This is a genomic window from Algoriphagus aurantiacus, from assembly GCF_035156405.1.
Classification (GTDB): domain Bacteria; phylum Bacteroidota; class Bacteroidia; order Cytophagales; family Cyclobacteriaceae; genus Algoriphagus; species Algoriphagus aurantiacus.
Window position 1 is genome coordinate 108,281 of the sequence record NZ_JAXRUT010000014.1, and the last position, 15,320, is coordinate 123,600.

Genomic DNA, 15,320 nt, shown 5'->3' on the forward strand with positions numbered 1-15,320 from the left:
TGGGTTTAAAAATCAAAAGTGAATATTGCGAAGCCCAACTCGTCTTCTACATTGACATAAGACCAGAGCTTACCGTCTTTGAAGAAAGGTGATTCAAGCCTATCATTTATTTGATCTAGTCTTGTCTCTCCGAGGAGATTTAAGTCTTTGTCATAGATGAAAAGGAAAACTTCAGATTCTTTTTCCAATTCAGGCGTTTCTTGTGACATTAAATTATATCCCAATCGGAAATATTGCTGTCGCTTCTTATCCCATAAGAACTTATCAAAGCTTGTTTGATATTTGAATTTGGCCCATTCAGCATAAAACTCATTTTCACTCTCCACCTCATTTTTTACTTCTGCTGATTTTCTAGGAGCAACTTGTTGGTGAGCAAATTCATATAAAAGAAGCGAGTCTTTTTGATAGTCGTACACATAAGTATCTGAATTAGAGCTACTAGTGATGAATAGCCTATCATTCAAAATCTTTAAAGAAAGATTCTCCTTTATCCCTAAATAATGTCTTTCATTTTGGAGTTCTACCTTAAATCTTAAAGTTGAAACCATATTAGGCATTGAAATGCTTTTACCTGTTTTGGTTTCTGGATCTATAATAATTAGTCTTATATCTGAACTTGTTTTGTAAGGACTGGTCAATGCAAAGAGGTACTTTTCATCATGTGAGATATGGGCTTTGTAGGTAATTAGGCTTTCTTCATCAATGTCAAGACCTTCTATTTCTCTAAAATTGAATTTTAGACTTTTCTCCTTTTCTCCGTTCTTGTGGTAGGTTCCGACATTGATGGAAGAGGAAACAAATAAGAATCTATCCTTACTCAAAGGTTGGATAGAGGGAGGATTGAAACCGATAGAATTTGGGCCTTCTTTAGAGAATTGATACCTATCTGTCAATTCTAATTTTTGTAAATCGATTTCGTTAATGGCTGTTTTATTATAGTCATAATGGTAGAATTTCTGTTCGTCCAGAGAAACTGATGAAAACCTTGCACCATGAGATAGGTCAATAATATTCCCTCCCGGATCCACCACCACCGTATCCACCGTATAAGAAAGATTCTCAAGAATATTTCCAGCTTGTGATTCATTCGAATCAGCCGGTTTTTCGCAGGAAAAAAATAAAGGAAGACAAACAATCAGTAAAAAGGATTTCTGCATTCTAAAGAGTTTAGAATGAAAAATAGTTAATTCATTGCAGAATAGTTAGTTAATAAATCTAAAAAGTTAATATTTGATAATCTGACCGTTGCCAGTTTTAAAATGAGACCATCTGGGATTGTTGATCATCTTTAACAGACTATGGGTCAGCCCCTCATTTCGAACTTCAATCCTCAATTGCTCTTCTGTCTTCAGCTAAAATCTAATCCACCGACTCCATAAGCGTACGGAATGGAATCGCTTTTTCACCATATCTGGCCTGAGTTTCATAGCGTAGCTCTTTTGCATATCGGCTTTCGTACTCAATCAGTTTTTTGGTAGTCTCTGCAAAAAACTGCACGCTGTAATTAGTTACACTGTCATCCGGGCTATTCAGCAAGCGAAAGAATTTGTGCTCGATAAATAGGCCAGTGGCGAAAATATCAGGAATGTGGGTACCGCTCATCCATTGCACAAAATCCTCTTCGATGTCATTGGAAACGGTAAAAGTGATGTTGTAAAGAATCATAATAGGGGATTTTGGCGGGAATTTCGTTTTTTTGCAAACAGATTTAAGATTTCAAAGTTAGGAATCCAAAGACAAAAAAGTGATTATTCCTCTATCAAAGCTCCCCAATAAATGCATAAAATAGCCCAGGCTCCCCCAAAGGCACAAAATAAGCGAGTGATTATTGCGAAAATTGTGGTGGTTGCCTTATACGGAGTGGGTGCTATCGGTTTGAGCTTGCCAGAATACCGAGACTATTTTCTGATGCTTACTCCAACTCAGCTATTGCTTACTCTTATATTACTATTGGGCTTCCATCGTGGTTGGACTGATGCTTTTCCGATCTTTGCGGCGGCAGCATTTTGGATTGGTTTCGGAGCTGAGCTTATAGGAATTCACACAGGGTATATTTTCGGAGATTATGTCTATGGCCCGACTTTGGGCCCCATGCTCTGGGAAGTCCCGATAGTGATTGGCGTCAACTGGTTTATTTTAGTGTACCTGACGGGGGCGGTTTTTTATCAGTTGACCGACAATGATTACTATGCGGCCTTGCTTGGTGCTACAGCTATGACGGTGATCGATTATATCATGGAGCCTGTGGCAGTGGCCCTAGACTTTTGGTATTGGAAGTTTGAGATTATTCCTCCAGGTAATTACCTGACTTGGTTTATCGTGGCATTTTTGATTCATTTGATATATAGAAAAGGTAATTTTGATAAGAGGAATCCACTTGCGGCTTTTGTATTGGTTGCGATGATTCTATTTTTCACAATTCTCAATTTCACATTGGAGTTGTGATTTTTCCATAAAAAAGCGAGTTAAATCAATACGTACTAAAACAAAAAGTAGCCTCTAGGGTTGTAATTTTGATGATTGAAGCGATAGGATTTAGCATAGTAGGATTTGTGTTGATGGAATTGTCTGGGTGGGCGATTCACAAGTACCTAATGCATGGTCCGCTGTGGTTAATCCATAAGACACATCACGAGCATTCTGATTCGTTTTTTGAACTTAATGATTTGTTCTCATTCCTATTCGGGAGCATTGCTGTCCTCCTGATATTTCTGGGGATAGGGGATTTGGATTACAGATTTTGGATAGGGATTGGAATTAGCGCTTACGGTATGCTGTATTTCTTTCTCCATGACATTCTTATCCATCGCAGGGTGAAGTGGCTGGATCGACCGAGAAGTGGTTTTTTGAAAGGAATTTTCCTTGCTCATCAAGCTCATCATCATAGTAGAAAAAGGGACGGAGCTGTCTCATTTGGACTGTTTTTAGTGCCAAAGAAATATTTTAAGAATTTAGAAAAGTGAGCAACTACTCGATAAAGGATCTAGAGCAACTATCTGGAATCAAAGCACATACGCTAAGAATCTGGGAGCAGCGATACAATCTACTCAATCCCAAAAGGACTGAGACTAACATTCGTTATTATGATGATGAAGATCTAAAGCTGATCCTGAATGTGGCTATGCTCAATGCTCATGGTATCAAAATCAGCAAAATTGCTGCGATGAGTAGTACTGAGATCAGCGAAGAGATTATTCGACTAACTGATCAATCCTTGGATCATAACGATCAGATTCAAGCACTCACTATTTGTATGATAGAAATGGATGAGGATAGATTTGAAAAGATCCTTACTACCAACATCATCAAATTGGGATTTGAAGATACAATACTGAAAGTAGTATATCCCTTCCTTACCAAGATTGGTATTCTCTGGCTTACAGGAACTATCACACCCGCTCAGGAACATTTTATGTCTAATTTGATCAGGCAAAAGCTGATCGTGGCGATAGATGGAGAAGTAGGTCATNTTACCAAGATTGGTATTCTCTGGCTTACAGGAACTATCACACCCGCTCAGGAACATTTTATGTCTAATTTGATCAGGCAAAAGCTGATCGTGGCGATAGATGGAGAAGTAGGTCATAATCTCGGCAAAACCTTTATGCTATTTCTTCCAGAAGGTGAACTGCATGAAATCTCCCTTCTTTTTAGTTCATACCTAATTAAAAAGCATGGGCATAGGGTCATCTATTTAGGCCAAAATACTCCTGATGCAGATTTGGTTTCTGTATATAAAATGCAAAAGCCAGACTACCTACTTACAGTTATCACCTCTTCTCCCACTGGCGAAAAAGTGCAAGAATACCTAGATATGCTTGGAAGGGAATTTTCGAATTCAAAGGTTTTCGTGTCAGGCTTGCACACCTTGCAACAATCACTTTCTATCCCATCGAATATTTGTCTGCTGACTTATTCTAAAGAAATCAAGAGGGTTTTAGTAGAGTTAGAAGAGCAAGTTGTTTAGAGATTACTTTAATTTATTAAACAAAAGTATTCCTTGTGAATACTTTTTTTATGCCCAAATCTGGGTTTACAGCTTGTTTATTGCCTATTTATGAATTTTAATCAGCTAATCTGTTTAAGTATCTGATAAAATAATTAAACAGAATGTTGTTATTTTGTTTAACGAATAGTAGATTTGTTTAAACAAAACGCAAAACCATGACTTCACTTGAATTCAGTTACCCGTTAGATAAGCTCTCTGGTGTATTAAAGCCTTTTGCATTAAAATTGACTAGGGATCTCGATGATGCAAATGATTTGCTTCAGGACACGATGGTAAAAGCCTTTACGAATCAGGACAAATTCGCTGAAGGTACTAACTTGAAAGCCTGGCTTTATACTATCATGAAGAACACCTTCATCACCAACTATCAGAAGATGGTGAGGCGTGCGACTTTTGTGGACACTACGGACAACATGCATTTTATCAATTCCAGCGGAGCATTAATAGAAAATTCTGCTTATGGAGAATTTGCTATGGATGATATATATGAGGCTATTGATAAGTTGGATGAAACTTTCAGCACTCCGTTTTTACTATATTATAGAGGATTCAAGTACCATGAAATCGCCGAGCGTCTAAGTATTCCGATTGGAACTGTGAAAAATAGAATTCATATTGCCCGTAAGAATCTTAAAGATGATTTGATGGTATATAAGCACGTAAATTAACCAGATAAAATCGAGCATGATTCAAGCAACACACGGAGGAATGATAATCCGTGACACGAGATTCTCCCGAATCGATCCCGATAACTATCGGGACGGGACAGGCTATGTGACCAATAAAAATCAATTATAAACACATGAATCAGAAACATGCGGTAGTTATTGGTTCTGGATTTGCAGGACTTTCTGCTGCAACCCATCTTGCTACTAACAATTTTTCAGTTACGCTCTTGGAGAAAAATGATTCTCCCGGTGGGAGAGCACGAAAATTTTCCAGCCAAGGATTCACTTTCGATATGGGTCCAAGCTGGTATTGGATGCCTGATGTATTCGAAGAATACTTTTCACATTTTGGTAAAAAACCATCAGATTATTATGATCTAATACGTCTAGATCCATCCTATTCTGTGATTTATGGTCAGGACGATATTTTGGATATTCCAGCAAATTTGGATGCGTTTAAATCTATGCTGGAGCAAATAGAAACTGGTGCTGCTCAGCAATTGGATGAGTTTTTGGCTCAGGCCAAATATAAATACCAAGTAGGAATTCACGATTTAGTGAATAAGCCGAGTAGATCTCTCCTTGAATTCACTTCTCTATCACTTTTAAAAGATGTGTTGCGGATGGATGTATTTCAGTCCATGGCAACGCACGTACGGAAGTTTTTCAAATCGGAGAAGATCATTCGCCTGATGGAATTCCCAGTTCTTTTCCTCGGAGAAACAGCAGAAAACATCCCTGCACTTTACAGCCTGATGAACTATGCAGATATAGCCTTGGGAACTTGGTATCCCAAAGGAGGGATGTATGAGATTATAAGCGGAATGGTTTCTCTGGCAGAAGAAAAAGGCGTGAAAATAAGATATAATGCCGAAGTAGAAGAAATAGAAATAGAGCAAGGTGTAGCTAAACGGATAAGGCTGACTTCAGGAGAAATAGTTAACACTGATGTAGTCATAGCTGGTGCAGACTACCATCATGTAGACAAACACTTAGTCAATCCTAAATACAGCAATTACAGCGAAGAATATTGGGATAAGCGTACGCTGGCTCCATCCAGTTTATTATTTTATTTAGGAGTAGACAAGAAACTCGATAATCTCCGCCATCATAATTTATTCTTCGATGAACCTCTTGGTCCGCATGCAGATGCAATTTATATCAACCCGAGATGGCCAGAAGCACCGTTGTTTTATACCTGTGTGCCTTCTGTAACTGATGCTACAGTAGCCCCGGAAGGGATGGAAAATTTGTTTTTGCTCATCCCACTAGCACCTGATTTGGAAGATTCTGAGGAGACGAGAGAGAAGTATTATCATATCATCATGGAGCGTCTGGAAAAAATTACCGGTCAGGAAATACGATCCCATGTGGTTTTAAAGCGATCATATGCGCATTCAGATTTTAAAGCTGACTATAATGCCTACAAAGGAAATGCCTATGGATTGGCAAATACTTTGAAGCAAACAGCGATTCTAAAACCTTCGCTTAAAAACAAAAACGTGAAGAATTTGTTTTACACTGGACAACTCACTGTGCCAGGACCAGGTGTTCCTCCATCCCTGATATCGGGATATGTAGTTGCAAAAGAGGTGATTAGGGAATTTTAGTAATTATTAAGTATATTAACTTAAATGGACGCAAAGGACTTATTCGACCAAACTAGTCTGGAATGTGGCAAGCTTATCACTCAGCGCTACAGTACAAGTTTCACCCTTGGGATTCAGACATTAGACAAGAAATTTCATGCGCCGATATATGCTATTTATGGTTTTGTACGCTATGCAGATGAGATTGTAGATACTTTTCATCAGCATGACAAAACTAAATTGCTGGCGGATTTCAGACAGGAAACTTACGCTGCGATTGACTTAGGACTTTCCTTAAATCCAGTATTGCATGGTTTTCAACTTATTGTAAATAAATATGCTATCGATCACGATTTAATAGAAGCCTTTTTTCGGAGTATGGCAATGGATCTGGACTTCAGTACTTACAATGACGATCGCTACCTAGAGTATATTTATGGTTCGGCTGAAGTTGTAGGATTGATGTGCCTCAAAGTATTTGTGGAAGGTGATGATTCTACATATCAAAGATTGAAAAAGCCTGCACAAATGCTGGGTTCGGCATTCCAAAAGGTGAATTTCTTGCGTGATATTAAAAGTGACTATGAAGAGAGAGGGAGAGTTTATTTCCCAGGTGTTTCATTTGAGTTATTTGACAAATCAGCCAAAGGTCTGATAGAAGAAGATATTCAGAAGGATTTTGACGAGGCTTTAATTGGAATTGCCCAGCTTCCTGATGGAGCAAAATTAGGAGTAAAAGTAGCTTGTCTTTATTACCAAAAGCTCTTCGATAAAATCAAAGGACTATCTGCTGAGACCATTACGAATAAACGAATCAGGATACCAAATTCTCAGAAGTTTTCATTGCTTGTGGGTACGTACTTCGGCAGTAAACTGGGGTTAAGTTGACTATGGAAAAATACCTGTATTTGGCGGTAAATCTCTTTGCAATTTCATTTCCTCTGGCTAGGTCTTTTGAGTCAAAAATAAGGTTTGCTAGTAAATGGTATGCGTTATTTCCAGCACTGTTACTTACGGGAGCTTTCTTTTTGGTCTGGGACCATTGGTTTACTGTGATAGGAGTTTGGGAGTTCAATCCCAGATACTTACTCGGTGTATACTTTTTTCAGCTTCCCATAGAGGAATGGCTCTTTTTTATTACAGTACCGTTTGCATGTATTTTCATTTATGAAGTATTGATATACTTTTTCCCCAAAGATATATTCAAGCCTGCAGGGAAATATTTCGTTTTCGCAATGATCCCGATTTTGCTGATTCTTGCATTTTTGAATCTCGATAAAATGTACACCTCAGTTAATTTTATTTTGGGGGCTTTGGCCCTTGGAATTCACTGGTTGATTTTCAAGGATAAATACATAGGCAGATTCCTATTTGCTTACTTAGTTCATCTTATTCCGTTTATACTTTGCAATGGTGTTTTGACCGGAGGTCTCACGCCTGAGCCTGTAGTGATATACAATAATTCAGAAAATCTGGGGATTCGAATATGGACAGTCCCCATAGAAGATACGATCTATTCCATGACCTTGCTGCTCATGAATGTGTCGTTATTTGAATATTTCAGGAATAGAGAAACAATTCAATAAGCTTAAAGTTATTAGGTTATGAAATCGAGCATGGCGATGACACACGCACAGAGGGATTATTTTCAACGTGCGAGATTCCATAGCCTGCCCCGTCTAATCGGGGTGACCTTTATAAAAACAATTATAATCACATGAAAAATCTTCACGTTCAAATTGATGCACATTCAGGCTTCTGCTTTGGGGTAGTTTATGCTATCGAAATGGCTGAAGATATCCTCGATGAGTCTGGGCATTTATATTGCCTTGGGGACATTGTGCATAATGACGAGGAAGTAAATCGGCTAAAGCGAAAAGGATTACAAATAATTGATCATGAGGTCTTAAAGGAACTTCATGACGAGAAAGTGCTGATTCGAGCACATGGTGAGCCACCAGCCACTTATCAACTTGCCATCAATAACAATTTGACGCTGATTGATGCGAGTTGCCCAGTCGTATTGAAGCTGCAGCACAGAATCAAGAATTCCTTTGACAAGGGAGATTCCATTTATATCTACGGCAAGCACGCACATGCTGAAGTGATAGGGCTGCTTGGCCAGACTAATAATGAAGCAGTTGTTTTTCAAGATATCTCAGAATTGGACTTGCAAACCCTTCCTAAAAACATCACGCTTTATAGCCAGACTACCAAAAGCACTGATAAATTCTACGAGATAAATGAGGTTCTCAAGGAAAATGAAATTACGGTAAACACCAATGATACGATATGCAGACAAGTGTCTAATCGTGATAAGGAATTGCGTGATTTTGCTACCAAGTTTGATAAGATCGTCTTTGTAAGCGGCACGAAATCTTCCAATGGAAAAGTGCTTTTTAATGTTTGCAAAGACACCAACCCAAATACTTATTTCGTGTCGAATTCTGATCAGATTGATAGTAATTGGTTTACAGAAAATGACCAAGTAGGAATCTGTGGAGCCACGTCCACTCCAATGTGGCTTATGGAGCAAGTGAAGGAAAAGATCCTGACTTTTTGAGAAAACATTTCCAAATTGCTGGTATGAAGTCAGAAATCAAACGTGCGTCCGATGATCCAAAAGGGGTTCTGATTGCTTTGGCCATTATTTCTCTATGGTTTTCTAGCTTGATTTTTCTTTTGAATATCCAGATATCATGGACTAACCCACTGGTTTACTTAGGCATTTTGATCCAAATGCATCTATATACCGGGCTGTTTATCACTGCACATGATGCTATGCATGGCTTAGTGTCTTCCGACAAAAAGCTCAATAAAGCCATCGGTTGGACGACGGCCTTACTTTTTTCTTATAATTTCTACAGCCGCCTTTTACCAAAGCATCACGAGCATCATCGTTTCGTAGCGACTGATCAAGATCCTGATTACCACGATTCAGATAATTTCATAGCATGGTATTATAACTTCATCAAGCAATACGTTTCAATTTGGCAGATACTCCTGATGGCTGTGACATTTAATGTTTTGAAGCTATTTCTCCCAACAGAAAATTTGATTGTATTTTGGATGCTACCTGCGGTGTTATCCACATTTCAGCTTTTTTATTTTGGGACTTATCTCCCTCATAGGGGAGAAAACCACAACAAACATCACTCGTCAACACAATCCAAAAATCACGTTTGGGCTTTTATCAGCTGCTATTTCTTTGGGTATCATTACGAGCACCACGATTCTCCTGGGACGCCTTGGTGGAAGCTATGGAGGATTAAAGAATCTCAACACTAATTAGAAGTTTTTTAATGAAAATAGTTTTACTGCTTTTAACGCTGGTTTTTAGTTCATTCCAGGTTTTTTCACAAGGAGTGATTCGTGGTAAAATCACAAATCCGGTGAATAATCAGCCAGTAGCTTTTGCCAATGTCCTTGTATTAAATACTGAGTTTGGAGCTATTTCTGATGAAAAGGGTTTATACAAAATCACTAATGTTCCTCCGGGTTTATACAATGTAAAAGCCAGTTTCGTTGGGTTTAAAACTAAGACACAGTTCGAAATACAGGTTACCTTGGCAAGACCTGTACAGTTAGATTTTGAGTTGGCGGAAGATGCTTCCGAGCTTTCGGAAGTGGTGGTCAGTTCGGAGTTTTCCCGATCTGAAGAAACGCCACTCTCTGTAAGAAAACTTAATGCTAATGAAATAGAACGCTATCCAGGAGGAAACAGGGATATTTCTAGAGTAATCCAATCACAGCCTGGAGTGGCAAGTACCCCAAGTTTCAGAAATGATATTTTGATTCGTGGAGGAGCGCCAAACGAGAATAAGTTCTTTATCGATGAGATCGAAGTGCCTGTGATCAATCACTTTGCGACACAAGGATCTTCTGGCGGACCAGTTGGAATATTGAATGTGAATCTGATTAAAAATGTAGATCTGATCGCTGGAGGATTTCCCGCCAATCGTATGGATGCGTTGAGTTCCTTCTTTGAATTTCAACTCAAGGAAGGACGTAGAGACAAGATGGCAACTCAGCTGACGGTAGGAGCATCAGAACTTACGCTCTCCAATGAAGGCCCTATTGGAGAGAAAACTACCTACTTACTTTCTGCCCGTCGCTCGTATTTACAGGGACTTTTCAAATTGATAGGATTGCCTTTTCTTCCCACTTTCAATGACTTTCAGCTCAAAACCACCACTAAAATCAATGAAAAAACGGAGCTAACTTTTATAGGTGTAGGTGCTATAGATAAGTTTGTCCTGAATGAAGATATTCCTGAGGATGAGACGGAAGAGGAGAAGGAGAATAGACTTTATCTTTTGGATGTACTTCCAGTGCAAAATCAGTGGAATTATGCTACTGGGGTGAAATTAAAGAGATTTAGGGAAAATGGTTTTTGGACTTTCGTATTGAGCAGAAATATGCTCAATAATCGCTCTGTAAAATATGCGGGCAATGACGAAAGTTCTCAAGACAACCTTCTTTTTGATTATTTGTCCCAAGAGTCTGAGAATAAATTCCGTGCTGAAAACAATATTTTTAAGAATGGATTTACTTTCAAATATGGAGTCAATTATGAATACTCTAGGTATTACATCAAGAATTTTGACCGATCTACACTGGCAGCTAATGGAGAAGTGATCAATATAGAGTCTACTTCTCATTACAACCTATATGGTGGATTTATTTCCGCTAGTAAGTATTTGTATGATGAGCGATTTTTGATCACGGGAGGAATCCGGATGGACGGGGCAGATTTTGGTGAGACTGCCAAAAATCCTTTCAATCAGCTAAGTCCTCGCGTCTCTTTTTCTTATCAGCTAAAGCCAAATCTCTTTGCGACAGCCAATGCGGGGATATATTACCAAAAGCCTTCGTACACAGTTTTGGGATATCAAGACAGAGATGGCGAGCTAATTAATCAATTAAACGATGTACGTTTTATCCGAAACTCTCAGCTGATAGCAGGAATCGAGCTATTGGTTCCTGAGAAAAATCGCCGATTTACTGCAGAAGCTTTTTATAAAAAATACAGCAATTACCCATCGTCAATCCGAAATGGAATTTCCCTAGCAAATCTTGGTGCTGACTTTGGAGTCATCGGTAACGAGCCTGTGGAATCCAACTCAGAGGGAAGAGCATATGGATTAGAGATGCTTGCTCAACAGCGTCTTTTCAAGAATTTCTATGGTATTGCATCCTTAACTTTAGTACATAGCGAATTTACTAATCCAAATACGGATGGATACATCGCTTCTTCATGGGACAATCTGTTTATAGTAAGTTTGACGGCAGGAAGACGATTCGGAAATAATTGGGAAATTGGTGCGAGATGGAGATTTTTAGGAGGCACACCATATACGCCTTATGACTATAAAGAATCAAGCTTGATCAGTAACTGGGATTTGAGAAATCAGCCTATTTTGGATTATACCCAAATTAATGCAATTCGACTAAAGGGTTTTCACCAGCTGGACCTGAGATTGGATAAGAAGTATTATTTCAAAAAATGGAATCTGAACTGGTATGTGGATATACAGAATGCATATAATTTCAAAGCTGAGCAGCCGCCACTATTAGTGCCAGTACGAGATGCAGAAGAAAATATTAGGGTAGATCCAAATGACCCTACGAGATACAAACTTAAATATATTAGCAATCCAGCAGGATCGATCTTGCCGACAGTAGGCTTAATTGTAGAGTTCTAAATTGAGGCTAGGGAGTTTAGCAGTTTAATGATTCTATTCGATCTATCCTCGATTTTGTCACTGCTATAGATGTATTGTATCCATTGCTTTTGCTCTGATTGGCTTAGCTCTGCAAAAAGCTTAAATTTCCCGGGATCATCTTTTAGGCAATCGATAAGTTCCTGCGGCAGTTGGTCTGGAACTTCTTCTTTGTAAAGTCGGATCAGGACACTATCACCTTCTTCTTTGCCGATTTTTGTGCGTATTGGTTTAGCTATAGGTAGAAAAATAAACCCATTTCCCATGGGCATGAGATGTTTTCCTCCGAAAGGAAAATCGTCTATTGAGCCAGATACCTTCATCATTCCAAAAGCTTTGGAAGATGGCATGATTTCTTTCGGGAATTTTACAAAGGTCCAGCCGCCTTTTCCCTGAAACCGTTCTAATAGAAATTCGCCTTCGACTAACAATAGCATCATAAAAAAGAGCAGGTTTCGCCTGCTCTAATTATTATTGAACCTCATTGAATCTCCATCGGACATTGAGTCCAAAGACATCTGCAAAGAAATCTGTATCCTCAATCAATCGGAAGGTAGGACGCCAGTCAGCACCAATCACAATCGGCACGTCATCAAAAGCATATTCAATCCCTATCTCACCTGCCACACCCAAGCCAAAAGGATCTCCAATAAAAAGGGAGGGGCCAAATCCAAGATAGTAGTTGAATTCACTGGCACCTACAGGTCGATAGATTGGATTCCAAAGCGCATCTATTCCGACTCCTCCATTACCAAAACTTACATCTGCATGGATTCTGCTGAATTCTCCAAGGGCAAAAACTCCATCTATTGCAACATTATTACCATAGAAGTTTCCAAACCTAAGACCTACTTCCTGTGCGTTACTCTCTATGATAGCAGCAAATCCAAAAAACAATACAAGTGATAAAATCTTCAAATACTTCATATTAATATGGGATATGTGATAACTATAAACTAATCATTTACAAAGATTAACCTTTTTCTGAAATTATTCATTTGGAGAAAGATATTTATACACAATCCCTGCTAACACAGCTCCAGCAAGCGGAGCAAGCCAAAAAAGCCATAATTGCTTCAGATAAATACCACCAGCAAAAATTGCTTGAGAAGTACTTCTGGCAGGATTTACAGATGTATTAGTGACTGGAATACTGATTAAATGAATTAAGACTAAAGCCAAACCAATTGCAATTCCGGCAAAACCTGCAGGTGATCTTGGATAAGTTGACCCAAGAATAATCATCAAAAACATAAAGGTCATTACAACCTCTGTGATCAATGCAGAGGCTAAATTATATCCGCCCGGGGATGCTTCCCCATAGCCATTTGCTGCAAAGCCGCCTAATTCCACCCCAGCTTTGCCTGTGGCGATCACATATAAAATAGCAGCACCTGCCAACCCACCCAGAACTTGAGCAATGATGTATCCAATCACATCTTTGCTATCAAACCTTCCACCTATCCAAAGTCCAACTGTAACGGCTGGATTGAGGTGGCAACCTGAGATGTGCCCTATTGCATAGGCCATGGTCAAAACAGTTAATCCAAAAGCAAAAGAGACTCCGACAAATCCAATTCCCAACTCGGGGAAACCTGCCGCCAATACGGCACTTCCGCAGCCCCCAAGGACTAGCCAGAGGGTTCCAATAAATTCTGCAACATGTTTTTTCATAAAAATATAAGTTAGTTGTTATGGTGCCGAATTTAAAAATTAAATTCATAAAAATAGACTGTATAAAGGGGAAGGTTTTGTTATTTATAAATTTACCATGAATGGTTTGGTTAAATATGCTATTGATAAGTATGTTTTCTTTAGATAGTAAGCCTTACAGATTGAGATTCTAGATCAGGTTTCTGACTTTGAGAGGCTAAAATAATAGTTGGAATTTCTCCCTTTTTCAATTCAACAAATATAAAGACTTCGGTGGTCGAGCTTGATGAGACCATTTTGGAAAATAACCCCTCTGGTAAGAAAGCCGACAATCATATTTTCAGTAAGCTCTGTTTTGATTTTGTTCAGCTATTGTCTCCTAATTTCTATTATTCATGCTTTTGAGATGGCAAATAAGGCAAACGCTGACTCAAGCTGTGGCTATTACTCCTCCAAAGCTTGCAGGTAAATTTTGTGTAAGTCCAATAGACTCTTGTCAATTGGAGAAATTATATGCTTAATGCTTGAATCTGCTCCGATCTCAATAATGATTCCAACGATTATTCGAAAACCTATATGCTGGCCTGAAATATGAGTTAAACGTTTACCTTTCTTCCATCAATTTAACCTGATATGAAAATTTTTGAATGCGGTAATTGTTTCCATCCCTTGTATTTTGAAAACGAGAGCTGTGAAAAATGTGGACACCTTGCAGGGTATTACGATACTAGTTTGAAGATTCTGACATTTGAACGAGGAGCCTCTCAAATGATAGCTGATAGGGATGGAAATGCTTTTAAATATTGTCAGAATAAAGAATTTGGAGTCTGCAATTGGCTTATTCCGGCTTATAATGAAAACCATTTTTGCAATGCTTGTGAGCTTAACCGGACTATTCCTGATTTGTCAGACAATGAAAACTTCCAAAAATGGCAAAAACTGGAAATTGCCAAGCATCGCTTGATTTATCAGTTACAGAGATTGAGACTTGCGATTCCGGCAAAAGAAAATCATCCAGAAATAGGTCTTTCTTTTGATTTTGTTTCTAAGCAAAATGACCCTGAAATTATGACTGGTCATGCCGATGGTGTGATTACAATTTTACTTTCAGAGGCCGATTCCGTCCACAGAGAGAAAATGAGGAAGGAAATGTACGAGCCATATCGTACATTGATTGGTCACTTTAGGCATGAGGTGGGGCACTACTTTTGGGATAGATTAGTGGCTACTAATCAGTCGGTGTTGGATGAATTTCATGCTCTTTTTGGTAACGAGCAAATCGATTACGGTGACGCATTGAAGCAACATTACCAGAATGGTTCCCCTGTCAACTGGCAAAATAATTTTATCAGTCAATATGCAACTTCACATCCTTGGGAAGATTGGGCCGAGACTTGGGCTCATTATTTACACATTATGGATATGACTGAGACAGCCTATTATTTTGGGATGTCAGTGGAGCCGATTCTAAAGGACAAAAGCTTGAGGGGATCGGTAGATTTCGATCCGTATGAGATCAAAGATTTCAACTCAATCTACAAAGCATGGGCACCACTATCCTTTGCAATCAATAGTATCAATCGCTCCATGGGTATTCCAGATGCTTATCCATTTGTAGTTAGTTCAGTAGTTGTGGACAAGATGAAATTTATTCACAGACTGATTTTTAATCTGTAAT

The 15,320-nt window shown here is 38.8% G+C and carries 16 protein-coding genes; 11 read left to right on the forward strand and 5 right to left on the reverse strand.

The genetic code is table 11. The features are described 5' to 3' along the window. Positions 1-5 precede the first annotated feature (5 nt). Together SYJ56_RS14840 and SYJ56_RS14845 are read right to left on the reverse strand one after the other, a co-directional pair. The gene (locus SYJ56_RS14840) at positions 6-1,157 is read right to left on the reverse strand and encodes a DUF4221 family protein (protein WP_323835385.1); all 1,152 of its coding nucleotides are present in this window, start codon (positions 1,155-1,157) and stop codon (positions 6-8) included. Positions 1,158-1,359: 202 nt separating this feature from the next. Further along, positions 1,360-1,665 (reverse strand): DUF4286 family protein, encoded by a 306-nt coding sequence (locus SYJ56_RS14845; protein WP_323835387.1) that lies wholly within the window; start codon positions 1,663-1,665, stop codon positions 1,360-1,362. Between the two features lie 111 nt (positions 1,666-1,776). Here SYJ56_RS14845 and SYJ56_RS14850 point away from each other — a divergent pair, with 111 nt between their 5' ends. From SYJ56_RS14850 to SYJ56_RS14895, 10 genes are all read left to right on the forward strand, one after another. Beyond that, a complete protein-coding gene (locus SYJ56_RS14850; protein WP_323835389.1) occupies positions 1,777-2,445 on the forward strand; it encodes a carotenoid biosynthesis protein in 669 nt (222 codons plus the stop codon). Between the two features lie 71 nt (positions 2,446-2,516). Next, entirely contained in the window at positions 2,517-2,963 is a 447-nt protein-coding gene (locus tag SYJ56_RS14855) for a sterol desaturase family protein (RefSeq protein ID WP_323835391.1), read from the forward strand. Then, complete coding sequence (locus SYJ56_RS14860; protein WP_323835393.1) at positions 2,960-3,967, forward strand: MerR family transcriptional regulator; 1,008 nt, start codon at positions 2,960-2,962, stop codon at positions 3,965-3,967. Before SYJ56_RS14855 ends, SYJ56_RS14860 begins: the two co-directional genes overlap by 4 nt. Before the next feature lie 197 nt (positions 3,968-4,164). Further along, positions 4,165-4,677 (forward strand): RNA polymerase sigma factor, encoded by a 513-nt coding sequence (locus SYJ56_RS14865; RefSeq protein WP_323835395.1) that lies wholly within the window; start codon positions 4,165-4,167, stop codon positions 4,675-4,677. A gap of 134 nt (positions 4,678-4,811) precedes the next feature. Further along, positions 4,812-6,287, forward strand: a complete 1,476-nt coding sequence (locus SYJ56_RS14870; RefSeq protein WP_323835397.1) for a phytoene desaturase family protein — start codon at positions 4,812-4,814, stop codon at positions 6,285-6,287. 24 nt (positions 6,288-6,311) lie between these two features. After that, positions 6,312-7,154, forward strand: a complete 843-nt coding sequence (locus SYJ56_RS14875) for a phytoene/squalene synthase family protein (RefSeq protein ID WP_323835399.1) — start codon at positions 6,312-6,314, stop codon at positions 7,152-7,154. Between the two features lie 2 nt (positions 7,155-7,156). Next, complete coding sequence (locus SYJ56_RS14880) at positions 7,157-7,852, forward strand: lycopene cyclase domain-containing protein (RefSeq protein WP_323835401.1); 696 nt, start codon at positions 7,157-7,159, stop codon at positions 7,850-7,852. 131 nt (positions 7,853-7,983) lie between these two features. After that, the gene (locus SYJ56_RS14885) at positions 7,984-8,829 is read left to right on the forward strand and encodes a 4-hydroxy-3-methylbut-2-enyl diphosphate reductase (RefSeq protein WP_323835402.1); all 846 of its coding nucleotides are present in this window, start codon (positions 7,984-7,986) and stop codon (positions 8,827-8,829) included. Positions 8,830-8,852: 23 nt separating this feature from the next. Beyond that, positions 8,853-9,554, forward strand: a complete 702-nt coding sequence (locus SYJ56_RS14890) for a fatty acid desaturase (protein WP_323835404.1) — start codon at positions 8,853-8,855, stop codon at positions 9,552-9,554. Positions 9,555-9,568: 14 nt separating this feature from the next. Continuing rightward, positions 9,569-11,971 (forward strand): TonB-dependent receptor, encoded by a 2,403-nt coding sequence (locus SYJ56_RS14895; RefSeq protein WP_323835406.1) that lies wholly within the window; start codon positions 9,569-9,571, stop codon positions 11,969-11,971. Here SYJ56_RS14895 and SYJ56_RS14900 read toward each other — a convergent pair. From SYJ56_RS14900 to aqpZ, 3 genes are all read right to left on the reverse strand, one after another. Then, positions 11,968-12,429, reverse strand: a complete 462-nt coding sequence (locus SYJ56_RS14900; protein ID WP_323835408.1) for a DUF1905 domain-containing protein — start codon at positions 12,427-12,429, stop codon at positions 11,968-11,970. The genes SYJ56_RS14895 and SYJ56_RS14900 overlap by 4 nt on opposite strands. 31 nt (positions 12,430-12,460) lie before the next feature. Beyond that, positions 12,461-12,916 carry an outer membrane insertion C- signal gene (locus SYJ56_RS14905; RefSeq protein ID WP_323835410.1) on the reverse strand — a complete coding sequence of 152 codons (456 nt, stop codon included), beginning with the start codon at positions 12,914-12,916 and terminating at the stop codon, positions 12,461-12,463. Between the two features lie 63 nt (positions 12,917-12,979). After that, positions 12,980-13,663, reverse strand: a complete 684-nt coding sequence (aqpZ, locus tag SYJ56_RS14910; protein ID WP_323835412.1) for an aquaporin Z — start codon at positions 13,661-13,663, stop codon at positions 12,980-12,982. Positions 13,664-14,275: 612 nt separating this feature from the next. Here aqpZ and SYJ56_RS14915 point away from each other — a divergent pair. Continuing rightward, on the forward strand, positions 14,276-15,319 hold the full coding sequence (locus tag SYJ56_RS14915) for a zinc-binding metallopeptidase family protein (RefSeq protein ID WP_323835414.1): 1,044 nt from the start codon (positions 14,276-14,278) through the stop codon (positions 15,317-15,319). The last annotated feature ends 1 nt before the right edge of the window (position 15,320 follow it).